The sequence below is a fragment of the Streptomyces sp. SudanB25_2051 genome, from assembly GCF_964272635.1.
GTDB lineage: Bacteria > Actinomycetota > Actinomycetes > Streptomycetales > Streptomycetaceae > Streptomyces.
In genome coordinates this window covers 6,439,037-6,461,920 of sequence record NZ_OZ186787.1, presented here as the reverse complement: position 1 = coordinate 6,461,920, position 22,884 = coordinate 6,439,037, and the positions used below count along the sequence as shown (strand labels likewise).

Annotated in this window: 22 protein-coding genes; 12 read left to right on the top strand and 10 right to left on the bottom strand. The window is 75.6% G+C overall.

The annotated features are described in order from the left end of the window. Positions 1–231: 231 nt before the first annotated feature. Complete coding sequence (locus ACSUPT_RS28355; protein ID WP_361664816.1) at positions 232–1,260, top strand: isopenicillin N synthase family dioxygenase; 1,029 nt, start codon at positions 232–234, stop codon at positions 1,258–1,260. A 156-nt stretch (positions 1,261–1,416) separates the two neighbouring features. Next, positions 1,417–2,280: an MBL fold metallo-hydrolase gene (locus ACSUPT_RS28350; RefSeq protein ID WP_399218391.1), complete on the top strand. Its 864-nt coding sequence runs from the start codon at positions 1,417–1,419 to the stop codon at positions 2,278–2,280. 116 nt (positions 2,281–2,396) lie between these two features. Here the strand turns inward: ACSUPT_RS28350 and ACSUPT_RS28345 are convergent, their stop codons facing one another. Next, the gene (locus ACSUPT_RS28345; RefSeq protein ID WP_436946061.1) at positions 2,397–3,392 is read right to left on the bottom strand and encodes an oxidoreductase; all 996 of its coding nucleotides are present in this window, start codon (positions 3,390–3,392) and stop codon (positions 2,397–2,399) included. Between the two features lie 129 nt (positions 3,393–3,521). On the opposite strand from ACSUPT_RS28345, the gene ACSUPT_RS28340 reads away from it, so the two are divergent. The 3 genes from ACSUPT_RS28340 to ACSUPT_RS28330 all read left to right on the top strand — a co-directional run bounded on the left by ACSUPT_RS28340 (position 3,522) and on the right by ACSUPT_RS28330 (position 5,924). Further along, positions 3,522–4,574 carry a lactonase family protein gene (locus ACSUPT_RS28340; protein WP_436946060.1) on the top strand — a complete coding sequence of 351 codons (1,053 nt, stop codon included), beginning with the start codon at positions 3,522–3,524 and terminating at the stop codon, positions 4,572–4,574. A gap of 40 nt (positions 4,575–4,614) precedes the next feature. Beyond that, a complete protein-coding gene (locus ACSUPT_RS28335; RefSeq protein WP_351968399.1) occupies positions 4,615–5,007 on the top strand; it encodes an iron chaperone in 393 nt (130 codons plus the stop codon). Between the two features lie 86 nt (positions 5,008–5,093). Beyond that, entirely contained in the window at positions 5,094–5,924 is an 831-nt protein-coding gene (locus ACSUPT_RS28330) for an aldo/keto reductase (RefSeq protein WP_351968400.1), read from the top strand. Between the two features lie 226 nt (positions 5,925–6,150). Here ACSUPT_RS28330 and ACSUPT_RS28325 read toward each other — a convergent pair whose 3' ends face one another. Then, complete coding sequence (locus ACSUPT_RS28325; RefSeq protein WP_351968401.1) at positions 6,151–6,633, bottom strand: DUF6098 family protein; 483 nt, start codon at positions 6,631–6,633, stop codon at positions 6,151–6,153. 248 nt (positions 6,634–6,881) lie between these two features. On the opposite strand from ACSUPT_RS28325, the gene ACSUPT_RS28320 reads away from it, so the two are divergent. Beyond that, the gene (locus ACSUPT_RS28320) at positions 6,882–9,752 is read left to right on the top strand and encodes a DNRLRE domain-containing protein (RefSeq protein WP_436946059.1); all 2,871 of its coding nucleotides are present in this window, start codon (positions 6,882–6,884) and stop codon (positions 9,750–9,752) included. Positions 9,753–9,779: 27 nt separating this feature from the next. After that, the gene (locus ACSUPT_RS28315; protein WP_436946058.1) at positions 9,780–10,298 is read left to right on the top strand and encodes a hypothetical protein; all 519 of its coding nucleotides are present in this window, start codon (positions 9,780–9,782) and stop codon (positions 10,296–10,298) included. Between the two features lie 177 nt (positions 10,299–10,475). Here the strand turns inward: ACSUPT_RS28315 and ACSUPT_RS28310 are convergent, their stop codons facing one another. After that, positions 10,476–11,414 (bottom strand): peptidoglycan-binding protein, encoded by a 939-nt coding sequence (locus ACSUPT_RS28310; RefSeq protein ID WP_436946057.1) that lies wholly within the window; start codon positions 11,412–11,414, stop codon positions 10,476–10,478. Between the two features lie 245 nt (positions 11,415–11,659). On the opposite strand from ACSUPT_RS28310, the gene ACSUPT_RS28305 reads away from it, so the two are divergent. Next, positions 11,660–12,253, top strand: coding sequence for a L,D-transpeptidase family protein (locus ACSUPT_RS28305; protein WP_436946056.1), 594 nt, complete (start codon positions 11,660–11,662; stop codon positions 12,251–12,253). Positions 12,254–12,409: 156 nt separating this feature from the next. Next, entirely contained in the window at positions 12,410–13,303 is an 894-nt protein-coding gene (locus ACSUPT_RS28300; RefSeq protein ID WP_436946055.1) for an NAD(P)-dependent oxidoreductase, read from the top strand. A gap of 65 nt (positions 13,304–13,368) precedes the next feature. Here the strand turns inward: ACSUPT_RS28300 and ACSUPT_RS28295 are convergent, their stop codons facing one another. The 7 genes from ACSUPT_RS28295 to ACSUPT_RS28265 all read right to left on the bottom strand — a co-directional run bounded on the left by ACSUPT_RS28295 (position 13,369) and on the right by ACSUPT_RS28265 (position 20,313). After that, positions 13,369–14,100 (bottom strand): peptidase E, encoded by a 732-nt coding sequence (locus tag ACSUPT_RS28295; protein WP_361664798.1) that lies wholly within the window; start codon positions 14,098–14,100, stop codon positions 13,369–13,371. 165 nt (positions 14,101–14,265) lie between these two features. Beyond that, entirely contained in the window at positions 14,266–14,862 is a 597-nt protein-coding gene (locus tag ACSUPT_RS28290; protein WP_351964312.1) for a dihydrofolate reductase family protein, read from the bottom strand. A 124-nt stretch (positions 14,863–14,986) separates the two neighbouring features. After that, positions 14,987–15,547, bottom strand: coding sequence for a GNAT family N-acetyltransferase (locus ACSUPT_RS28285; protein WP_361664792.1), 561 nt, complete (start codon positions 15,545–15,547; stop codon positions 14,987–14,989). 153 nt (positions 15,548–15,700) lie between these two features. Beyond that, on the bottom strand, positions 15,701–17,005 hold the full coding sequence (locus ACSUPT_RS28280; RefSeq protein WP_351964310.1) for a phytase: 1,305 nt from the start codon (positions 17,003–17,005) through the stop codon (positions 15,701–15,703). 227 nt (positions 17,006–17,232) lie between these two features. Then, positions 17,233–18,840 carry an MFS transporter gene (locus tag ACSUPT_RS28275; protein WP_436946054.1) on the bottom strand — a complete coding sequence of 536 codons (1,608 nt, stop codon included), beginning with the start codon at positions 18,838–18,840 and terminating at the stop codon, positions 17,233–17,235. 180 nt (positions 18,841–19,020) lie between these two features. After that, positions 19,021–19,494, bottom strand: a complete 474-nt coding sequence (locus ACSUPT_RS28270; protein WP_436946053.1) for a MarR family winged helix-turn-helix transcriptional regulator — start codon at positions 19,492–19,494, stop codon at positions 19,021–19,023. A 357-nt stretch (positions 19,495–19,851) separates the two neighbouring features. Further along, the gene (locus ACSUPT_RS28265; protein WP_351964307.1) at positions 19,852–20,313 is read right to left on the bottom strand and encodes an SRPBCC family protein; all 462 of its coding nucleotides are present in this window, start codon (positions 20,311–20,313) and stop codon (positions 19,852–19,854) included. Positions 20,314–20,598: 285 nt separating this feature from the next. Between ACSUPT_RS28265 and ACSUPT_RS28260 the strand changes: the two genes are divergently transcribed. The 3 genes from ACSUPT_RS28260 (at position 20,599) to ACSUPT_RS28250 (ending at position 22,881) form a co-directional block, all read left to right on the top strand. Further along, positions 20,599–21,099, top strand: coding sequence for a SigE family RNA polymerase sigma factor (locus tag ACSUPT_RS28260; RefSeq protein ID WP_365731084.1), 501 nt, complete (start codon positions 20,599–20,601; stop codon positions 21,097–21,099). Further along, positions 21,092–21,532: a hypothetical protein gene (locus ACSUPT_RS28255; protein WP_351964305.1), complete on the top strand. Its 441-nt coding sequence runs from the start codon at positions 21,092–21,094 to the stop codon at positions 21,530–21,532. The genes ACSUPT_RS28260 and ACSUPT_RS28255 overlap by 8 nt, the downstream gene beginning before the upstream one ends. A gap of 104 nt (positions 21,533–21,636) precedes the next feature. Beyond that, complete coding sequence (locus ACSUPT_RS28250; protein ID WP_436946052.1) at positions 21,637–22,881, top strand: hypothetical protein; 1,245 nt, start codon at positions 21,637–21,639, stop codon at positions 22,879–22,881. The last annotated feature ends 3 nt before the right edge of the window (positions 22,882–22,884 follow it).

The window sequence follows — 22,884 nt, the reverse complement described above, 5'->3', positions numbered from 1 at the left end:
CGCGTTACCCTGTCCGGGTGACTCTTCTCGTGATGCGCCGACACGTCGACTACGTGCGCGTCACGACCATGAGCTGTCTGCGCCAGGACTGACTTCTCCCCTTCTCCACCTCTCCACCGGTCCTGCAGCGACGCACCCTCCCGGCACACTCCCGCCGGAGCCTTCCGTACGCCGCGTTCCCGTCATCCTCGGGCAGCAGGGCCTCGTCACACGCGAAACGGAAGCCACACCATGCCTGCCACGACCGCCACCGCCGCCCCCTCCGCCGCCCCGGTCCTGCCCGTCATCGACCTGTCCGCCGCCGACGACCCGCGCACCCGCGAGGCGTTCCACCGGGACTTGCTCGCCGCGGCCCGCGACGTGGGGTTCCTGCATCTGACCGGGCATGGTGTCAGCGAGCGGGAGATCGCCCGGATCATGGAGCTGACCAGGGCGTTCTTCGCACTGCCCGAGGCCGACCGGCTGGCGCTCAGCAATCTGAACTCGCCGCACTTCCGGGGCTACACGCGCGTCGGGCACGAGCTGACCGGCGGCCGTTCCGACTGGCGCGACCAGCTGGACGTGGGCGCCGAACGCCCCGCTCCCGCGGTGGGCCCGGACGACCCGGCGTACCTGTGGCTGGAGGGGCCCAACCAGTGGCCCGCGGCGCTGCCGGAACTGCGCACGGCCGTCCTCGACTGGCAGGACCGGCTCGCGGCCGTGGCGCACCGGCTGCTGCGGGAGCTGCTGACCGCGCTGGGCGCGCCCGCCGACTTCTTCGACGACGCGTTCGCCGAGCGGCCGCACCTGCACACCAAGCTCGTCCGCTACCCCGGTTCGGCGCCGGAGGGGGACGGCCAGGGGGTGGGCGCGCACAAGGACTACGGCTTTCTGACGCTGCTGCTCCAGGACGAGGTGGGCGGTCTGCAGGTGCGGTCCGGCGACGGATATCTGGACGTGCCGCCCCGGCCCGGCGCGTTCGTCGTCAATCTGGGCGAGCTGCTGGAGATCGCGACCGACGGGTACCTGTCGGCGACCGACCACCGGGTGGTGAGCCCTCCCGGGGCGGTGGAGCGGTTCTCCGTGCCGTTCTTCTACAACCCCCGGCTGGACGCGGTGATCGAGACGGTGCCCGGCCCGTATCTGAAGGACGCCCCCGGGGTCGCCCAGGACCGGGAGAACCCGCTGCACGCCGAGTACGGGCGCAACGAGTTGAAGGGCTGGGTGCGGGCCCACCCCGAGGTGGCCCGGCGCCACCACCCCGAGCTCGTCGCCGGCTGACCGTCCACGCGTGCGGGGCCCGGGCGGCGCGCCGCGGGCCCCTGCCCGGCCCGTGGCGCGCGCCGGTGCGCGGCGGTCCCCGCGGGTGCACGATGGGGGTGCGGAGGTGTCCGCCTCGGCCGCGAGCGCTCGACCCGGGGGAAGAGGAGCGCCGCCATGACCGCACACAAGGCCGGCCGGGACACCACGGTCCTGAGCGACTCGCTGCCCGTGCCGGGGATCGGTTTCCTCGCCGTCAACGCGTTCGTCGTGCACGCCCGGGAGCCGGTGGTGGTGGACACCGGTCTCGGGCTGCCCGACCGGGACTTCGTGTCCGCGGTCGCTGAGGCCGTCGACCCAGCGGACGTCCGCTGGATCTGGCTCACGCACCCCGACCGGGACCACACCGGCGGGCTGTTCGCGCTGCTGGCCGCCGCCCCGGAGGCGCGGATCGTCACCACGTACATCGGCGCCGGGATCATGTCGACGGAGCGGCCGCTGCCGATGGACCGGGTGTACCTGCTCAATCCGGGGCAGTCGCTGGACGTGGGCGACCGCACCCTGCGTGCGTTCCGGCCGCCGCTGTACGACAACCCGGCCACGGTCGGCTTCTACGACGACCGGTCCCGCACCTGCTTCAGCTCCGACTGCTTCGGCTCGCCCCTGCCGTCCGCCGAGCTGGCGGAGGGCGAGGACGTACGGGCGGTGGGCGCGGAGGAGCTCCGGGCCGGGCAGCTGCTGTGGGCGACGATCGACAGCCCGTGGGTGCACCTGGTGGAGGACCGCCGGTTCGGGCAGGCGCTGAAGCCGCTGCAGGAGATGGACCCGGAGCTGGTGCTGTCCGTGCACCTGCCGCCGGCGCCGGGGCTGATCGGGCGGATGCTGGACACGCTGAGCCTGGCGCCGGGCTCCGATCCGTTCGTCGGGCCCGACCAGGCGGCGCTGGAGCGGATGCTCGCCGGGTTCGAGCCGGGTGCCGAGGCCGGGCCGGGGCCCGTGCCGGAGAAGCCCCAGACCACCGCGCCGCCCGTCGTCGCCTGAGCCACCGGACGCCCACTCAGGCCGCTCGGCCGCTCAGGCCACCCCGCCCGCTCAGGCCGCTCGGCCCGCTCAGGCCGCTCCGAGCGTGCCCCCGGTACGACTCCGCCCGGCGCGGCTCAGCCGGCGGCTGCGAGCGCGGCCAGCAGCTCGGCCTCCCGGCCGGCGCTGAGGCCCGCGCGGCGCGGCCGGTCCAGGCCCTGTTCCCGCTCCCAGCTCAGGGTGTCCGCGAGGAGTGCGGCCACGCTCCTGTGGCGCAGGCCGGCCGCGCGGGCCGCCGAGCCGTCGCGCGCGGACCAGCCCTCGTAGCCCGGTTCGGCCAGCCACATCGGCAGCGACTCGTGGCCCATGTACTGCTCCACGCCCCGGGCCAGCAGCCACGCCGGATCGGCCGGGACGAGCGGTCCGGTGTGGCCGCCGGCGGCCCGGGACAGGGCCAGCCACTCGTGGAACGGCACGACCGGGCCGACCGCGTCGTACGTACCGGTCGTGCCGGCCTCGGCGCAGTCGAGCAGCCACGCGGCGAGGTCCCGTACGTCGATCGCCTGGGTCGGCAGGTCGGGGGCGTCCGGGACGAGCATCGGCCCATGCGGGTCGCGGGCCGCGCGGGCCGCCCAGTAGCCGGAGCGGCCGCTCTCGTCGCCGGGCCCGCCGATGAGTCCGGCGCGCGCGATCAGGAGCCGGTCGCCCACGGCGGCGGCCGACGCCTGCTCGCAGGCGGCCTTCGCCTCCCCGTACCCCGACCGGTCCGCCTCGCCGCCCTCGGCCGGGGGAAGGAGCGGCGCGGACTCGTCGGCGCCGATCGCGGCGTGGGAGGCGTAGGCGCTGATGGAGGAGACGTACGTCCAGTGCCGGGCCGTGCCGACGAGCGCGGCGAGCGCTCCCCGGACGAAACCGGGCTGCCACGACACCTCGACGACCGCGTCCCAGGCGCGGCCGGTGAGCGGCGCGTACGCGTCGGGGTCCCGGCGGTCGGCGGGGACGAGCTCCGCGCCGTCGGCGACCGGCCCGCTCTCTCCGCGGGCCAGGCAGGTCACGTCGTGGCCGCGGCCGAGCGCCTGCCGGGACACCTCCCGGCTGAGCCAGGCCGTCCCACCCAATACAAGGATCTTCATACCGTCACCCAAGCAGTCCGCGGCGCGGTGCCGGACGCGGTTCGCCCACAGCGCATCGAGGGGCGGTGGTGACCGGTGCGGGCCGCCGGTCGTTACCGGGTAGGTACGAATGCGACGAAAGGGACAATCATGGTGCGGAGTGGCGGGGCCTGGGCGTACATCGGCTCGTTCACCTCGGGCGGCGGGCAGGGCATCACCGTCGCCTCCGTCGACCTCGGGAGCGGGGCGCTCACCCCCGTGTCGGCCGTCGGCGGGCTCGTCAACCCGTCGTGGCTCACGCTCGACCGGGCGGCGGGCGTGCTGTACGCGGTGGGCGAGGCGGAGGCCGGCGAGGTCGCGGCCTTCCGGGCGCGGGGCGGGGAGCTGACGCCGCTCGGCCGGCCGGTCGCGGTGGACGGCGCGGGCCCCACGCACCTGAGTGTCGTCGGGCGCAGGCTGCTCACCGCCAACTACGGCTCCGGCGGCGTCAGCAGTCTGCCGCTGGACGGCGACGGGGCGGTCGGCGGGCCGGCCGTCGTCCTCGCCCACCGGGGCTCGGGGCCCGACCCGGAGCGGCAGGAGGCCCCGCACGCCCACCAGGTGCTGCCCGCCCCGGGCGGCCGGTGGGTGCTCACCACGGACCTGGGCACCGACTCGGTGCGGGTCTGCGCGCTGGACGCGGACAGCGGGGAGCTGCGGGTGCACGGGGAGGCGGGGCTGCGGCCGGGCTCCGGGCCGCGGCACCTCGTCTTCCACCCGGACGGCACGTCCGTGTACGTCCTGCACGAGCTGGTGCCGCAGGTGACGGTGTGCCGGTGGGACGCGGCGGCGGGGCGGCTGGAGCCGCTGTCGGAGGTGGCGCTGGAGGGTGACGGCACCGACCCTGGGGACGTGCGGCCGTACCCGTCGGTGCCGGCGGTGTCGGCGGACGGGCGGTTCCTGTGGGCGGCCGTGCGGGGCGCGAACACCGTGGTCACCCTGGACCTGGAGGACGGTCCGGAGAAGCCGCGGCTCGCCGGAAGCGTGGACTGCGGGGGCGTCTGGCCCCGCGACCTGGTCCCGGACCCGTCGGGGCGCAGGCTGTACGTGGCCAACGAGTGGTCGGGGGACGTGACGTGGTTCGAGGTGGACCCGGTGGACGGGCGGCCGCGGCGCGGCGGGTCGGTCGAGGTGCCCGCCGCCGCGTGCGTGGTCCTCGCCTGAGCGGCCCGGTGACCGGCCGGAGCGTGTGGGAGGCGGTGCCATGGCGGAGCACTTCGCGAGCGTGGACGCGTATGTCGCGTCGTTCCCGCCCGAGGTGCGGGAGGTCCTCGAGGAGATCCGGCGGACGGTCCGCGAGGCGGCGCCCGAAGGGGCGGGCGAGCGGATCTCGTACGGGATCGCGGCCGTCACCCTCGGCGGGCGCGACCTCGTGTACTTCGCCGGGTGGAAGCGGCACGTCAGCGTGTATCCCGTGCCGGAGGGCGACGCGGCGTTCCGGCGGGACGCCGGGCCGTACCGCTCCGGGCGGGGCACGCTGCGCTTCCCGCTGGACCGGCCCGTGCCGTACGGGCTGGTGGCGCGGCTGGTGCGGCACCTGGCGGCCGAGCGGTCCGCACCCGGCGGGCCGGGCGGGGAGCCCGGGGCGGCGGGGTGATTCCGGCCGGTCGGCGGGGAATGCCGCGGGCCCCGGTGATCGTTGTGATGTGGAGTAGCAACCGACGACGTAAGGATCGACCGCACGTGAGCAAGGTCCCCTCCCTGACCCTGAACAACGGTGTCTCCATGCCGCAGCTCGGTTTCGGCGTCTGGCAGGTGCCGGACGCGGAGGCCGCCGAGGCGGTGGGCACCGCGATCGAAGCCGGGTACCGGAGCATCGACACCGCCGCCGTGTACGAGAACGAGCGCGGCACCGGGCAGGCCGTCAAGGCGTCCGGGCTCCCCCGCGAGGAGCTGTTCGTCACCACGAAGCTGTGGAACAGCGAGCAGGGGTACGACTCGACGCTCCGCGCCTTCGACGCCTCCCTGGAGCGGCTCGGCCTCGACTACGTGGACCTCTACCTGATCCACTGGCCGGTGCCGGCTCGCGACGCGTACGTGGACACGTACAAGGCGTTCGAGAAGATCCTCGCCGACGGGCGCGCCCGTGCCATCGGCGTGTCGAACTTCCTGCCGGAGCACCTGGAGCGGCTGATGGACGCCACGTCCACGGTCCCGGCCGTCAACCAGATCGAGCTGCACCCGCAGCTCGCGCAGGCCGGGGCGCGCGCGTTCCACGAGCGGCACGGCATCGCCACCGAGGCGTGGTCGCCGCTGGGCCAGGGCCGCGGTCTGCTGGAGGTGCCGGCCGTCGCCGCCGTCGCCCGCAAGCACGGGCGGACCCCGGCGCAGGTGGTGCTGCGCTGGCACCTCCAGCTGGGCAACGTGGTGATCCCGAAGTCCGTGACGCCCTCGCGCATCCGGGAGAACATCGAGGTGTTCGACTTCGAGCTGGACGGCGAGGACATGGCGGCGTTCGCGGCGCTCGACGAGGGCCGGCGGCTCGGCCCGGACCCGGCCGCCTTCGGCGGCTGACACCACCCGGCGCCGACGTCCAGCCGTCTTCGGCGGCCGGACACCGGCCGGGAGAGCGGTACGGGAAGGGGCGCGGTCGCGATCGGCGGCCGCGCCCCTTCCCGTACGCCCGGACATCCCGTACGCCCCATACGGCGGCCGCGGCGCGCACGCTCCGCACGGCCGCCGCAGCCCGTGCCCCCCGCGGCTCTCCCGGGCCCGTTAGGCGGGGCCGGCCGGCGGTGCCTCACCGGCGGCGCATCGGCCCCCACGGGCGGCGCTGGCGGGCCACCTCCTCCTCGGCCTCCCGGATGACGGCGAGGTCGATCCAGCAGACCGGCTCCACGTCGCGGAGCAGCGGCTCGTTGTCCGGGCCGCGCGCCACCTCCCGGCCGCGCAGCGCCCAGGGCCGTACGTCGCCGTCGCGTTCCTGCCGCAGATGGCAGTAGTCGTACAGGCGGCGGGCCACCCAGAGCCGTACCGGGCGGTCCTCCCACCAGCTCTCGATCTGGAGAGGGTTCGCCGACAGGCCCGGCAGGGGGATGCCGGTCAGATGGTCGGCGCTGCGGGTGTCCTCCATGTCCTCGGCCGGGCTGCGCGACCAGCGGACGAAGAGGCGCCCGTGCCGCTCCACGAGATCGGCGAGCTCCGCCAGGGTGCCGACGGTCGGCAGCTCCGTGACACCGTCGGGGGCCGTGGTGCGGTCCGGCGCCGCTACGGTCTCGTCCATGGGTTCGCCCTCCTCGTCGTACGGGATCACCGGGCGCGTACCCGTCCTCGGCCGGATGACTCCCGGAGCCCGTCACCGCAGGTGGGGAGGGTGGCCGGGGGGCCTCGCGGGGCTCGGGGGCGGGCCTACCTGACAGAGTATTCCGCACATGTTTGCCTCCCGGCGTCGCGCGCGGCGACGCTTCGTCCGCCAGTTCCGACGCGGCAGACGCAGTGCTCCCGCAGTGACTGTTCCGGAGGCTGAAACACGTGCACAGAACGACCCCGAAGGGCGCAGGGGCGCCAAGACGGCGCCGGGTCGCCGGCCCCCTCGCCCTGGTCCTGCTCGCCGAGACCGCCCTCCTCGCGGCGGTCGCCACGCCCGCCGCGGCGGCGGAGCCCGCGTCCGGCGGCTCCGCCGGCACCGCCCGCAGCGCGGCGTCCGCCGCCGTCGGCGAGGAGGCGGCGGCCCGGCTGACCGCCGAGGCGCGCGACCGCCGCGTCGAGGTGGTCGGCGCCCGCACCGAGACCACCACCCTGTGGGCCAACCCGGACGGCACCATGTCGCTGGAGACCCACGCCGGGCCGGTCCGCTTCCGCAAGGGCGGCGCCTGGGTGCCGGTCGACACGACCCTGGTCCGCAACGCCGACGGCTCCGTCACCCCCAAGGGCCACCCGCGCGGACTGCGGCTCGCGGGCCGTACGGACGCCGGGGGCGGCGACCTGGTCACGCTCGGCACCGGTGAGCGCGCCGTGACGCTGGGCTGGCAGGGCGCCCTGCCGGAGCCGGTGCTCAAGGGCAGCAAGGCCACGTACGTCGACGTCATGCCCGGCACCGACCTGGTGGTGGAGGCGACCCGGACCGGCTTCGAGCAGTTCCTGGTCGTCAAGGACCGGGCCGCGGCCGAGCGCGCCGCCTCCTTCACCCTGCCGCTGCGCGCCAAGGGCCTGAGGGCCGCGGAGAACGCCGCCGACGAGACGGTCACCTTCACCGACGCGGCGACCCGCGAGAAGGTCGGCACGCTGCCGACGCCCGCCATGTGGGACGCGTCGCGCGACAAGCGCGGCCGCGCCGGGACGAACCGCGCCGACGTGGACCTCGACGTGCGGCCCGCCGCGCGGGGCGAGGGCTACACGCTGGCGGTCTCCGCGGACCGGCGGTTCCTCGCCGACGAGGACACCGCGTACCCGGTGACCATCGACCCGGCGATCTACTTCGGGACGAACTTCGACACGACCGTCGTCAACGGCTCCACCGCCGACATGTCCGGCGAGGTGGGCCTGCGGGTCGGCCGCGAGTGGCAGAAGAACGAGGCCCGCTCGTTCATCTCCTTCCCGCGCCACGAGGCCGTGACGGGGCAGGACGTCCTCAACGCCGAGCTCAACCTGTTCGCCACCTGGTCCGACACGTGCGAGGCCCGCTCCTGGGAGATCTGGGACACCGGCGTGGTGTCGTCGGCGACCCGGTGGAGCACCCAGCCGGCCTGGCGCACCAAGGCCAGGACCTCCACGGTGACGCACGGCAACACCAACTGCGGGCCGCGCTGGATCTCGGAGGACATCACCTCCCTCGTCAAGGAGTGGTCGCGCGTCGACCGCTCCGTGGACACGCTCGGTCTGCGCGCCACCGACGAGACCGACTACACCGCCTTCAAGATCTTCGCCTCCGGCGACGACGCCGCGCACGCGCCGTCGATCCTGGTGACGTACGAGACCCCGGCCGACCCGGTCAAGGACCACGTCGAGTACTGGAACGACATCCTCCAGCAGGCGTACCGGGAGCAGGGCGGCGCGCCCGGCCCGCTCGCCCGCGCGGGCGCGATGATGCACGGCGCGATCTACGACGCGGCGAACTCCGCCAAGTGCGCCGAGGGGCCGACCCGCTGCCTGGGCGCCCCGTACCTGGTGAAGGCGACCGCGTCCAACGGCGCCCTGCCGGACATCAACAGCGCCATCGACCACGCCGCGTTCGACGTGCTGCGGTCGGTGTTCCCGGGCCAGAACTTCGACACGGCCATCGCCAACGCCCGCTCGACGATCCCGGCCGCCGTCACGGCGGAGCAGCGGGCCGCGGGCACGTCCGTCGGCCAGCAGGCCGCTGCGGCGATGCTGAACGCCCGGCAGAACGACGGCTCCACCACGGTCGTCCCGTACACCGGCAGCCAGACGCCCGGCTACTGGCGCCCCACGGACGGCACGGCGGCAGCGACGCCCGGCTGGGGCCTGGTGAAGCCGTTCGCGCTGACCTCCGGCTCGCAGTTCCGGCCGGCCGGGCCCGGCGGGCACACGACGATGAGCGGGCTGCTGGCCAGTTCCGCGTACGCCACGCAGGTCAACGAGGTGAAGAGCCTCGGCCGCGCGGACTCCACGACCCGTACGGCCGACCAGACGCAGGCGGCCCTGTTCTGGGCGAACGACCTCGACGGCACCTACAAGCCGCCGGGCCAGCTGTTCGAGCACACCCAGACCCTGGCGCGCCAGCGGAACCTGACGGTCACCGCCAACGCCAAGCTGTTCGCGCTGGTCGCCTTCTCGATGGCGGACGCCGGCATCGCCTCGTGGGACGCCAAGTACCAGACGGACATCGACCTGTGGCGGCCCGAGAGCGCCGTCCGCCTCGACGGCGACGGCAACCCGGCGACGACGGCCGACCCGAACTGGCAGCCGCTGTCGTACAACACGCAGGGCGAGCACTTCTCCCCCGCGTTCCCCGCGTACGTCTCCGGGCACGCCACGTTCGGCGGCGCCTGGGCCAAGGCGATGCAGCAGTGGTTCGGCACGGACGCCATCCCCTTCACCGGGACGACGGACGACCCGCACGCCGTCGGGGTGACCCGCACGTTCCCCGGCTTCTCCGCCGCCGCCGAGGAGAACGCGGTGGGCCGCGTCTGGCTCGGCGTGCACTACCGCTGGGACGGCACGGAGGGCGTGGCCACCGGCACCAAGGTCGCCGCGCACGTCGCGTCGACCAAGCTGAAGCCCAACTCGGCGGCCAGTTGGGTCACGTACGAGGACCTGCACAACCTGGGCGGCTGCGACGCGCTCGGCAAGCGGCTCGTCGCCGAGCACCGCTGGACCGCCTACCAGTGCGTGGCGGTCGACCCGGTCAGCACCCCCGACCACGTCCTCTACGTCAAGTAGTCCGGGACCGAGGAGGAGACAGAAACGATGCGTCTGATGCAGAAGGCGTCCCTCGCGGCCGTGGCCGCGCTGGCCGCCGCCGGAATCGCCGCGCCCCTCTCCCTGGCCGACGCGGAGACGACGGCGGGCAGCCGTGCCGTCGCCGCCGCCGACCCGGACGCGCTGCTGCCGGCCCCCGCGAACCCGCGGATCTCGGACGGCCCGTACGCGGGCTTCCAGTTCTGCGCCGCGCCGCAGAAGCCGGTGGTCACCTCCGGCACGCCGACGCTCGGCGCCACGCTGGAGGCCGTCGCCCCGCCCGGGACAGTGGAGAAGCCCGGCGACCATGCCCGGCCCGGCCACCAGGTGGTGTTCGAGATCGAGGAGGCCGACGGCACGCGGGTGCTGCGCAGGCAGCTGGTCACCGAATCCGCGCAGAACGCCCACTTCCAGGTGCCGCGCGGCAAGCTCGCGAACGGCGAGTACCGCTGGCGCGTCCGCGTCCAGGACGGTCCGGCCACCGCCCCGTGGACCGCGTGGTGCGGCTTCACGGTCCGCCTCGGCTGACCTGGACCCCAGCGACACCGGGCCCCGGCCGCAGTGCGGCCGGGGCCCGGTCGTGTGCGGGACGTGGCGGGGGTGCGGTCGTGGGTGCGGCGCGGCGGGGGTGCGGTCGTGGGTGCGGCGCGGCGGGGGTGCGGCTCCGGCGGGATGCCGTGGGGCGGCTTGTCGCCGGGCGCCGGATCAGGCGGGCGGCGCCGCGGTGAGGGAGCGCCAGGTGTGCTCGTCGACCGTGCCGGTGGGCGGCAGGGCGTGGCGCTGCTGGAAGTCGCGGACCGCCTGACGGGTCGCCGCGGTGTACGTGCCGGTGATGTCGGCCGGGTGCCCGGCCCATTGCAGGAGGTCCTGGACCGCCTCCACGTGCGGGCCCCGGTCCCCCGGCGCCGCCGGAACGGTCAGCATCCGCCAGGTGTGCCTGCCGACCTTGCCGTCCGGCTGGAGTCCGTGGCGCCGCTGGAAGGCGACGACCTCCGCTCGGGTCTCCGGTCCGAAGACGCCGTCCGTGCGCAGCGTGTGGCCGTGCGCCTTCAGCAGGCGCTGGACGGTCCACGCGAGCGAGGACGTCTCGCCCCTGCGCACCAACGGCCAGTCCGGGGCCACCGGCGTGGCGCGGCCGGCCGACGTGCGCGGCCCCTCCGCGGTGGCCGGGTCCAGCGCCCCGCGCGTCGCCGTCCAGCCGGTGATGAGGACCGCGGCGGTCAGCGCCGCGGCGAGGAGGGCGCGGCGCACGGTGCCGCGCCGGGGCCCCTCCCGCGGATCAGGGGCCTCCGGGGCGGCGTGGTGCGGGTCGTGGTTCCGCGGGGCCTGCGCCGTGGCCGTGCGCTGTCCGGCGGCGGCCCGGGCGCTGCGGGCCAGGTCGAGGGCGGCCGGCAGGTCGTCCGGCGGGGCGCCGAGCACCGTGTGCAGGGCCCGTACGGCGTCCGGGGGCGCCGCCAGCGGGTGGGCGGGGTTCAGGTAGCGCGACAGCGTGGTCTGCGTGACGCCGATCTTCCGGGCGAGCGTCGCCTGGGTCGGCTTGCCCGCTCCCCCGCGTGCGGAGGCCTCCCACCACGTCCGCAGCAGCGCGGACAGCTCGCGGCAGTCCGATCCGTCCGCCGTCCCGTTCGGCAGCGCCTGTGCCATGTGCCCTCCCGAGCTTCATCAGCGTGCATCACCGCACGTCACAGCCGTGCATCGGCGCATGCATGATTCCGCATCGGCCAGGCCCCCCGGATCGCTCCCCGGGGGCCGCCGGCTGCCCCATGGTGGTTGCCGACGGCCCGCGCCGCCCCGGTTCCCGCAGCTTCCACGGGGCCGTTCCCGGCGCGGGGCGCCTTCCCCGGTCTTGGGGAGGCGCTCGTACAGAACCCTCGAAGGAGTGATCAGCCATGTCCGTGATGTCCTACCTCGGTTTCCGGTCCGCCGCGATCGGTGCCGGTGTCGTGAGCCTGCTGGCGGGTGCGGTGGCCACCGCGCCGCAGGGGCTGGCCGCGTCGGCCGGGGCCCGTGAGGCCGCGGCCGTCACCACCCTGAAGTTCACCCGGAACCACGGCGACCCGCGGGACTCGCGGCTGGCCGTGGTGCGCGGCGGCAGGACCGTGGCCGTGTTCCGTGCCGGTTCGGGCCTCGGCAAGGACCACGCGAAGGGCCGCGACGAGTGCGCGAGCAACGCGGGCTGGCTGCCGGCCGGCGCGTACAAGGTGGGCCAGCGGACCACCCGCTACAACGGCAACGTCATCAAGGGCTACGCGATCCCGCTGAGCAACAAGACCTGTGAGAACGGCAGGACGTCGCGCACGGAGCTGTTCATCCACAGCGAGATGACGCGCAACGGCGGGCAGGGCAAGCCCGAGGGCCAGCGGTGGGACGGCGTGAACGACTACAAGTCGTTCGGGTGCATCAAGCTCTCGCCGAAGGACATCAAGAAGCTGTTCGGTGTGCTCGGGCAGGGCTCCGCGCCGACCAGGCTGACGGTCCGCTGACACCGCGGCCGCGCCGGGTGCCGCCCCGGGGGGCGGGCGGCGCCCGGCGCGGCGCCTGCCCGGCGGCGGCGCGCGGAGCGGCCTGGGATCATGGACGGGCACCGCACCGGCCGGTCCGGCCGACGCCCCGAACCGTACGAGCAGAAGGCTGATGCCATGACCGACACCGTCACCGTGAGCGTCCTCGGCACCGGGATCATGGGCGCGGCGATGGCCCGCAACCTCGCCCGCGCCGGGCACGCCGTGCGCGTCTGGAACCGCACCCGCGCCAAGGCGGAGCCGCTCGCCGCCGAAGGGGCGTACGTCGCGGACTCCCCCGCCGACGCGGTGCGGGGCGCCGACGTCGTCCTGACCGTGCTGCACGACGGCGCGGCCGTGCTGGAGGTGATGCGGCAGGCGGCGCCCGGACTGCGGGCCGGCACGGCGTGGGCGCAGTCCACGACGGCGGGGCTGGAGGCGACGGAGGGGCTGGCCGGGTTCGCGCGGGAGCGGGGCCTGGTGTTCTACGACGCGCCGGTGCTGGGCACCCGCGAGCCCGCCGAGGCGGGGAAGCTGGTCGTCCTCGCGGCGGGTCCCGCGGAGGGCCGGGCGTCGGTGGCGCCGGTGTTCGACGCGGTGGGCGCCCGCACGGTGTGGACCGGCGAGGACGGCGCGGAGGGCAGCGCCACGCGCCTGAAGCTGGTGGCGAACAGCTGGGTCCTGGCCGTCACCAACGCGACCGGGGAGGTGCTGGCGCTCGCCAAGGGCCTGGGCGTGGACCCGGCGGACTTCTTCGACGCGATCGGGGGCGGCCCGCTCGACATGGGCTATCTGCGTACCAAGGCCGCGCTGGTCCTGGAGGACCGGCTGTCGCCGGCCTCCTTCGCGGTGTCCACGGCCGCGAAGGACGCCCGGCTCGTCCTGGAGGCGGCCGAACGGGCCGGGGTGCGGCTGGACGTGGCGGCCGCGAGCGCCGAACGCCTGGCCCGCGCCGCCGAACTGGGCCACGGCGACGAGGACATGGCGGCGGCCTACTACGCCGGCTTCGACGGGGCCGGCGGGGAGCGCTGACCGGCGGCGGCGCTCGGCGCCGGGGCGGGTCAGCGCTGACGGACGGTGCTCGGCGCCGGGGCGGGTCAGCGGGCCGGTGTGCCGAGGAGCCGGCACGGTATCCGCCGCTCCGTCAGGCCGCCCCGGCCGTCCGGGTCGACCCGGTACAGCGCCGCCTCGGGCGTGCGGGTGACCGCCTCCGTCAGCTCGCCGCCGGTGAACAGGGCGGCGGCGCCGTCCTCCAGGGCCCAGCCGCCCGGCAGGTCGCCCGAGGTGACGGCCGCGCGGTAGGAGGGGCGGCGGCCCGGCTCGGTGTCGTAGTGCGGGCAGACCGAGCCGGAGAGCAGGCCGAGCCCGTCCGGGAGGTGGGTGAGCGGCCCGTAGGAGTCCGTGTGGGACCCCTCGGCCCAGCAGTTGGCGCCCGCGCTGATCCCGCAGAGCAGGGTGCCCCGGTCGTACGCCTCGCGCAGCAGCCGGTCCACCCCGTGGACCCGCCATACGGCGAGGAGGTTCGCGGTGTTGCCGCCGCCCACGTAGACGACGTCCTGCGACAGGAGGAAGGCGCGCAGCGCGTCGTCGTCCAGCTCCCTGCGGAACAGCTGCAGCACGGACGGCACGCAGTCGTCGCGGTCGCCGAACGCGGCGTGGAACTTGTCGACGTACGCCGCGGCGTCGCCGCTCGCCGTCGGCAGGAAGCACACGGAGGGCCGTGACGCGCGGGCGTGGCCGAGGACCCAGTCGTCCAGTACCGGGTCGTCGTCGAGGGAGAAGCCCCCTCCGAGCAGGGCGATGCGGTGCTGCGGGGCGGCGACGGGCACGGGCCCTCCTGGGGGTTCGGACGGTGCGGACGATCCGCGGCTCCCGGTGGACGATGCCGTGCAACACCCTTGTCCCGCAACCCGATTGGCGCGGCTTGGGCCCTGCCGGGCGGGCGGTGCGGGAGGCGCCGCCCGCCGGGGCGGTGGGACGTGGGCCGCGGGGGTCTACGCCTCGGCGGCGCGGCGGTAGGTGCTCACCTGGACGCCGGCCTTGCTGGTGGCCGTGGCGGCCAGCTCCAGCGTGAGCTTGCGCCCGTTGCCGGGGAAGATGGACTTGCCGCCGCCGAGGATCACCGGCATGAGCATCAGCCGCAGCTCGTCGGCGAGGTCCTCGTCCAGCAGGGTGCGGGCGAGGGTGGGGCTGCCCATGACGAGCAGGTCGCCGCCTTCGGCCGCGCGGAGCTCCCGGATACGGGCGACCGCCTCGCCGCCGGGGACGCGGGTCGTGTTCTCCCACGTCAGGTCGGAGTCGTCCAGGGTCCGGGTGACGACGTACTTGCGGATGGCGTTCATCCGGTCGGCGAACGGGTCGCCGGCCCGCTCCGGCCAGGCCGCCGCCATGGCCTGCCAGGTGCGCCGGCCGAAGAGCAGGGCGTCGGCGTTCTCCAGCGCCTCGTCGAAGGCGCCGCCGACGACCTCCGGGTCGAAGAACGGGTGCGTCCAGCCGCCGTGGGCGAAACCGCCGTCGGTGTCCTCCTCGGGGCCGCCCGGTGCCTGCACGACGCCGTCGAGGCTGATGAACTCGCTGATCACGATACGCATGGGTGTCCCGTTCCTGGTGTGCGCGGCGTTGACGAGAGGGGAGACCGTCCCGCCCCGGGAAAGTCATCGGCCCTCATCCCACCACACGCCGTGACGTGGATCACGCCGTCCGAGCGGGGTGTGCTCAGCGCGGGTGGCGCGCGGCGCGCCACTCGGGGGCGAGGACGGCCCAGATTTCCTCGTCGTGCCGCTCGCCCCGGTACGGGTGGCTCTCCCTGAGCACGGCCTCACGTGTCATGCCGAGGCGGCGGGCGACGGCGATGCTGGGCGCGTTGCCGGACGAGACGACCCATTCGACGCGGTGGATGCCCCGTTCCTCCACCGCCCAGTCGATGATCACGCGGGCGGCGCGGGTCACCAGTCCCCGCCCGACCCCGGCCGGTTCCAGCCAGCAGCCCGCCTCGGCGGTGCCGCGGGCGACGTCCATGGTGCGGAAGATGACGGCGCCGACGAGGGTGCCGTCCAGGTGGATGCCGGCGATGCGGCCGGTGTCGGACGCGGCCTTGTCGGCGTACGCCTGGAGGAACGCCCGGCTCGACGCGAGGTCGGTGACGACGTCGGGCAGCCCGTTGAACCGGCCGATGAACGCGCGGCCCCGGTCGATGTGGGCGAGGAACTCCTGTGCGTGGCACGGTTCGAGCGGGCGCAGCGCGGCGCCGTCGTCGCCCAGCGGTATCGCGTACATCGTCATCTCCCCGTCGGGCGTCGGCTCCTCGGCGCACGGATCTTCTCACGCCGGCCGCGGCGCGGGCCGGCCGGGCGGTGGGAGCGTGCCTCGTACGCGGACGGTCCGCGCCGGAGGTGCCGGCGCGGACCGCGGTCGTGCGAGGGAGCGGGGTCAGTCGTCGAGGGCGTCCATGACCTGGGCCAGGTCGACGAACTTGAAGTTCGTCGCGTCGCGGTCGTCGGCGGCCGGGGTGTCCTCGCCGTCCTGGACGACGAGGAGGCCGTTGGGGTACTTGCGGCCGAGCGGGGCGTTCAGCACGGCGGCGCCGTCGCACTCCTCGGAGCCGTCGAGGGCCGCGGAGGCGGCGACGCGGAAGCCGCCCTCGTACTCGTTGTCGTCGGACAGCTCGCGGTCATAGGCGGCGAAGGTGTTGTCGCCCTGGCTGGAGGCGAGGATGTAGCCGTCGCCGTCCGCCTCGGTGAGCAGGGTCAGGCCCTCCACGTCGGCGGAGAGGCGGTCGCCGCCGTGGCCGGGGTCCGGGGCGGTGGGCGAGCACTCGTCGCTCTCCTCGTCGTACGCCGCCGGGACGCCGTACTCGCGGACCTTGTCGATCAGCACGGGTGTGCCGGTGAGGTCGGCGCGCAGCCGCCAGACGCCGACGTCCTCCTGCCCGGCGTACAGGGTGCCGTTGGCGGGGTCGACGACCATGCCCTCGACCTGCGGGAGTTCACCGGGCTCGCCGCACGGGGACCAGGAGGCGCCGTCGGGCAGGCGGAAGGAGGAGGGCAGGTCGAGCGTGCGGACGGTGCGGTAGCCGACGGTGCCGCCGGGGCGGGCGACCAGTTCCAGCAGGGCGACGGTGGTGCGGTTGTTGCGGCTGACCAGCGCGTAGGAGCGGCGGGTGGACGGGTCGGTCCAGGTGGCGAGGCCGTAGGCGGTGTCCTGCTCGTTGATCTCCTCCTGGTTCGCGGAGAAGACCGGCGCGGCCTGCGGGTCGGTGACGTCGGTGAGCGGTCCCGCCGGGTTGTCGCGGTCGATCCGGTAGACGCGGAGCCGGTCGTGGCCGCGGTCGCTGACGACGGCGAGGTCGGAGCGGGTGCCGGCGAGGGCGGTGCCCTGGACGAGGTCGACGTTGTTGAAGCGGCCGGGCGCGTCGTCGGGCCCGGCGGGCGGGGGCGCGGGCAGGGACTGGACCTGGCGTGCGTCGAGGTCGTAGACGCGCAGTCCGCCCTCCTTGGCGGTGGCGATGACGAGGCTGCGGTCCGGGGCGGCGGCGTTGCGCCAGATCGCGGGGTCGTCGGCGTCGGCGTTGCCGCCCTCGTCGTCGTCGTGGAGCGGCGCCGTCTCGGCGCGGGCGGTGACGGCGGGCAGGGCGTCGCCGGAGGTCGCCGCCCAGGCGGGCACGGCGGTGCCGGCGAGGGCGGTGCACAGCAGCAGCGCGGCCGCGGTGGCGGGGAGGGCGGGGCGGACGGTCACGTACGTCTCCTCCGGATCGGGGGGGTGGCGGTGTGTGCTCCGCGAGATCGTCCGGGGGTGCGGGGGCGGCCGGGTTACGGGGCGGGGACGGGGGACGGTCGGCGTCGCGAACAGGCGGTACGCGGAGGGCGCCGGTCGGGTCCGCGCCGCAGCGCGCACGGCGACGGGGGCGCCGCGCCCGCCGGGTGGGCGCCCCCGTCCGCGTACGCCGGGTCCGGCCGCGTGCGTCAGTCCCGGACCGGGCCGGTACGGGAGCGCAGGCCGGCCGCCGCGAGGGCGGCGCCCAGCAGGCAGAGCACACCCGTGACGGTCGCCGCGAGGTGCACGCCGCCCATGAACGCCTGGCCGCTGCCCTCCACGACGGCCGCCCTCAGCGGTCCGGGCATGTCGGCGGAGACGGGCGCCACGCCCATCGCGACGGCGTCCTTCGCCTCCGCCAGGCCGGCGGCGACCGGCTCGGGGACGCCCGCCCGGATGAGCTCGCCGTTCAGGGTGGAGCCGACGCGGCCGCCGATGAGGGAGACCAGCACGGAGGTGCCGAGCGCCCCGCCGACCTGGAGGGCGGTCGCCTGGAGTCCGCCGGCGACGCCGCTGTCCCGGACCGGCGCCTGCCCGACGATGGCGTCGGACGAGGCGGCCAGGACCATGCCGACGCCGAGGCCGAGGGCGATGAACGGCGGCCACATCGTCGCGTACGGGGAGCCGGTCTCCCAGGTGAGCATCCCGAACGCGGCGGCGGCCTGGAGGAGCATGCCCAGCGGCATGGTGAGCCGGGGCCCGAAGCGTCCGGTCAGCGCCGCGCCGAGCGGGGCGGCGACGAGCGAGGCGCAGCTCAGTGGCAGGGTGCGCACCCCGGCCTCGACGGGTGTGTGGCCGCGCACGTTCTGCAGGTACAGCATCACGAAGAAGATCACGCCGAGCATGACGAAGAAGTTGAGGGCGGTGACGACCGTGCCGACGCTCAGCGAGCGGTTGCGGAACAGCCGCATCGGGAGCAGCGGGTGGGCGACGCGCGTCTCGTACCGGGCGAACACGGCGAGCAGCGCGACACCGGCCGCGACGGCGCCGAGGGTGCCGGGCGAGGTCCAGCCCCACGTCTCGCCCTTGACGACGCCGAAGACGGCGGCGAGGAGCCCGGCGGCCAGCAGGACGACCCCGGCCACGTCGAAGCGGCGGGGGCCCTCGGGGCTGCGGCTCTCGGGGAGTACGGCGGCGCTGACGAGCAGGGCGAGCACGCCGATGGGCGCGTTGACGAAGAACACGGACTCCCAGGAGACGTGTTCCACGAGGAGGCCGCCGACGATCGGGCCGAGCGCGGCGGACACGGTCGACACCATGGCCCAGATGCCGACGGCCATGCCGAACCTGCGGGGCGGGAAGACCGCGCGGAGCAGGCCGAGGGTGTTCGGCATGAGCAGGCCGCCGAAGAGGCCCTGCGCGGCGCGGAAGGCGATCACGCCCTCGATGGACCCGGCCAGGCCGATGGCCACGGAGGCGAGGGTGAAGCCGGCGATGCCGGCCGTGTAGAAGGTGCGGCGGCCGAAGCGGTCGCCGAGCTTCCCGCCGAGGATGAGCGTCGCGGCGAGCGCCAGGAGGTAGGCGTTGGTGACCCACTGGAGGTCGGCCGTCGACGCCCGGAGGGTGCGGCCGATCTCGGGGTTGGCGATGGCGACGACGGCGCCGTCGAGCTGGACCATGAACAGGCCGAAGGAGACGGCGACGAGCGTCAGCCAGGGGTTGGCCCGCCGTCCGGTGGCGCCGCCCGCCCGGGTCGGGGAGGCGGCGGAGGCGGGTGCGGAGGCGGCGGGAGCGGATGCCGGTGGGGTCGCGGGCATGGGGGTGCGGGGTCCTCGGGAGGTGAAGGTACGGAACGGGGGCGCGCCGCGCGACGGGGCGGGCGGCACGGAAGGGCGGCGCGCGGCGGGGTGCCGGGCGCGCGGGTGCGCCGCGCCGTACGGGCAGCGGCGAGGCCGGCCGTACGGGCGGTGGGAAGCGCAGGTGGGCGGCTCGGCGGGTCAGCCGGCCGAGGGGTGGATGTGGCGCGCCAGTGAGGTGAGCGCGCCGACGGCGGAGCCCAGGGCGTCCATCTCGCCGTCGGTGAGGTGGTGCAGCGCGCGGGCGAGGTGCGCGGTGCGCACACGCTGGACATCGGCCAGCTCCCGGTGGGCCCGGGGGGTCGGGTGGAGGTGGGTGATCCGCTTGTCCGCCGTGTCCGGCCGGCGCTCCAGGAGGCCTGCCTCGGTCAGCTGGGAGACCAGGGCGCTGACGTTGTTCGGCCGCATCAGGAGGGCGTCGGCGGCCTCGCGGACGGTGGCGCCCTCGTGCCGCATCACATGGCGGAGCAGCGCGATCTGCGCCTCCGACGGCTTGGGGTGCCGGACGTCCTGGGTGACCCGGCGCTCCAGGGCGCGGTTCAGCTCCGGCAGGCACGCCGCCAGCGCCGAGGCGAGGCGGTCGGTGTCCGGGGCGGACGCGCGGGAGTCGGGCATCCTCGAAGGTTAGGTCTGACGAGATAGGTATGTCAACGTAGCTATCGGCCCCGGGAGGGTGGTGAGGGCGAGGTGCGGCCGGCACGGCCGCGGGCTCCGGGGCCCGGGCTGGCACAGCGCGCCCGCGGTGCCGGCGACCGGGGCGGGGGCCGGGGGCCTCCGGGGCGGGGGCCGGGGGCTGCCGGGCCGGGGGCCTGGGGCGGCCGCAGGGGCCGGGGGCGGGCGGTGGCGTGGAAAAGCGGAAGGGACCGCGTGGTGCGGTCCCTTCCGCTCGTCCGGGGATTCATGGACGGCTCCCAAGGGTCCGGGCCGGCTCGCTCGCCGGTCCCGGCCGGCCGCCGGGCTTCCCGGTGTCCGTCAGCCGCCCGGCCTGATCCGGCCGCGCCAGGCGCCGGACTCGCCGCCCCGGCTCTCGATGTACTCCTTGAACCGGCGCATGTCGCCCTTGACGCGGCGGTCGATCGTGCCGGTCATGTCGGCCGCCTTCTCGGCGGCGCCGCTCGGCTCGACGTCCATCACCAGCTCGACGCGCGTGTGGGTGTCGTCCACGCGCTGGAAGCTGACGACGCCCTTCTGCTGGGTGTCGCCGCCGACCGTGCGCCAGGCGATGCGTTCGTCGGGGAGCTGGTCGACGATCTCGGTGTCGAACTCGCGCCGGACACCGCCGATCTTCGTCGTCCAGTGGTTGTGCCGGTCGTCGAGCTGCCTGACCTCCTCGACGCCCTCCATGAAGTTCGGGAACTCCTCGAACTGGGTCCACTGGTTGTACGCGGTGCGGACCGGCACCTCGACCTCGACGGTCTCCTTCACCTTGCTCATCAGTCGCTCCTTGCCTCTGGTGACTCCGGCGCGGCGGGCAGACGCCGCGCTTCGGCACGCGACTCCGGGTAACCCGCTCACGCCGAGTCATGCATGCCCGTCGCGGGAGGTGCCCGGCGGGACCGGCCGCGGGGGCCGGTGACGGACTCGTTAGCCTGGCCGCCGGGGCCCGCCCCCTCCCCCCGGTCCCGCCCCGGCGGCGCGGAACCGGGGCCTCCGGGGCCCGCCCGTCCACCGAGCGCCGGCCCGTGGACCGCGCACGCACCGACCCGCTGGAGAACCGCTGTGACCGACGAGGAGTTCGCCGCGTTCTACGCGCAGGCGGTCCGGCGGCTGACCGGGCAGCTGTACGTGATGACGGGCGACTTCCACGAGGCGCAGGACGTCGTGCAGGAGGCGTTCGCCCGCGCGTGGGCCAGGCGCCACCGCATCGACCAGGACCTCGGTCCTGAGGCGTGGGTGCGTACCGTGGCGTGGCGGCTGGCCGTCAGCCGCTGGCGGCGCGTGGTGCGCGGGCAGCGCGCCTGGCGGCGGCGCGGCGACCCGGCCGCGGTCGGCGAACCCGACGCCGCGGCCGTGGACCTCGGCGCCGCCCTGCGGCGGATGCCGGCCCGGCAGCGGCAGTGCGCCGCGCTGTTCTACGTCTGCGATCTGACCGTCGAGCAGATAGCCGCCGAGACGGGGCTGTCGGCGGGAACGGTCAAGACGCATCTGTCCCGGGCGCGGGCCAAGCTCGCCCTGTACCTCGACGACCACGTCCCCGCCGTGGAGGAGCGCGATGTCTGAGCACGACGACCGGCTGGCCGCCGGGCTGCGCCGAGCCGCCCGGTACGCCGCCGAGCGGTCCACCCCCGCCGACGTGGGCGCGGTCCGGGCGCGTGGCCGGGCGCTGCGGCGGCGGCGCGCGACCGCCGCGGGGGCGGGCCTGGTGTGCGGGGGCGCGGCCGTGGTGCTCGCCGTGTGGGCGGGTACGCAGGAGCCCGCCCCGCCGGCGTCGCCGGGTCCGGCGGCCTCCACCGCGACGGCCCCCGCGCCCGTACCGACCATCCCGGCGTCGGGGCTTCCGGCGCCGACCGGTTCCGCCTCGGCGGACGCGGCGCGGACCGGCTCCGTGGACACGCCGCCCGTTCCCTCGCCGACCGTGCCGCCCCAATCCCAGCCCGCCGCAGACGAGTCGGGCGGCGGTCGGGCACCCACCGGGCGCGCCGGGCGGGAGTGAGCTGCGTCTCACCGGTCAACCGGCCCGTCGGCGCGGGCGTATCCCCGGCAGCGACCACATTCCCCACCGGGCCTCGCCAGGGCCCGCCGAAGGAGCCGATGCCGGTGCCGACCACACCGACGACCCTCGTCCCGCCCCGCACGAACCGCCGCGCCCGCGCGGACCGGCCGGGCGGCCCCTCCCCCGCGCCGGAGCGGGGGCCCGCGTCCCCGCCGCCGACGGCCTGGAGGCGTGGCCCGGCGGCCCGTTCCGCGTTGCTCGTGTGCGCCGTCCACGCGGGGAGCGCGGCGCTGCACCTGCTGGTGCTGGCGCTGATGGTCCCGCCGGGAGGGTCCGGGGTGCGCGACCGGCTGCTGGCGTGGGACGCGCGCCACTTCGTGGACATAGCGGCCGGTGGTTACCCGTCCGGATTCACGTACGACGAGAAGGGCGAACTCACCGGGAACGAGCTGGCGTTCTTCCCGCTGTACCCGCTCGCCGTGCGCGCAGCCGCCTTCGTGACGGGCCTGGAGACGGGTACGGCGGCGATCGTCACCGCCCATCTGGCGTTGCTGGGCGCGCTGTTCGCGGTGCACGGGCTGCTGGCGCGGCTGCACGGGGAGCGGGCCGCGCTGGCGGGGGTGGTGCTGCTGGCGGGGGCGCAGCCGATGGCGGTGGCGTTCCTCATGGGGTACAGCGAGGCGCTGTTCCTGGCGCTGGCGGCGGGCGCGCTGCTCGCGCTGCACCGGCGGGCGTGGCTGACGGCCGGTTCGCTGGCCCTGCTGTGCGGGCTGACCCGGCCGGTCGCGCTGGCCGTGGCGCTCGCGGTGGCGGTCGCGGCGGCGGGGCACCTGCTGCGGCGGCGCCGGCTGGAGGTCCGTCCGCTCGCCGCGGTGCTACTGGCCTGCGCGGGGACCCCCGTGTATCTGGTGTGGGTGGGGGCGCGGCTCGGGCGGATGGACGCGTGGTTCCTCATCCAGCGGGCCGGGTGGGGCACCGGCTGGGACCACGGGGCGGCGTTCGCGCGGTTCCTGCGCGAGGCGCTGACCCGGCAGGACGGCTGGGTGCCGGTGAGCACCGCGGTGCTGGTCCTCGTGGTGCTGGGCGGGACCGCCGCGGCGTGGCGGCGCGGGGCGTGGCCGCCGCTGCTGGTGTACGGCACGGCGGTGGTGGTGCTGGCGGTGGGCCAGTCGAACTACTACCACTGCAAGCTGCGGCTGCTGCTGCCCGCGGTGGTGTTCCTGGTGCCGGCGGCGCGTGCCCTGGCGGACGCGCGGACGCGCACGGCGGTGGGGGTGCTCGCGGGGGCGGTGCTGTTCGGCTGCTGGTACGGCGCGTACATGCTGACGACGTGGCCGTACGCGATCTGACGG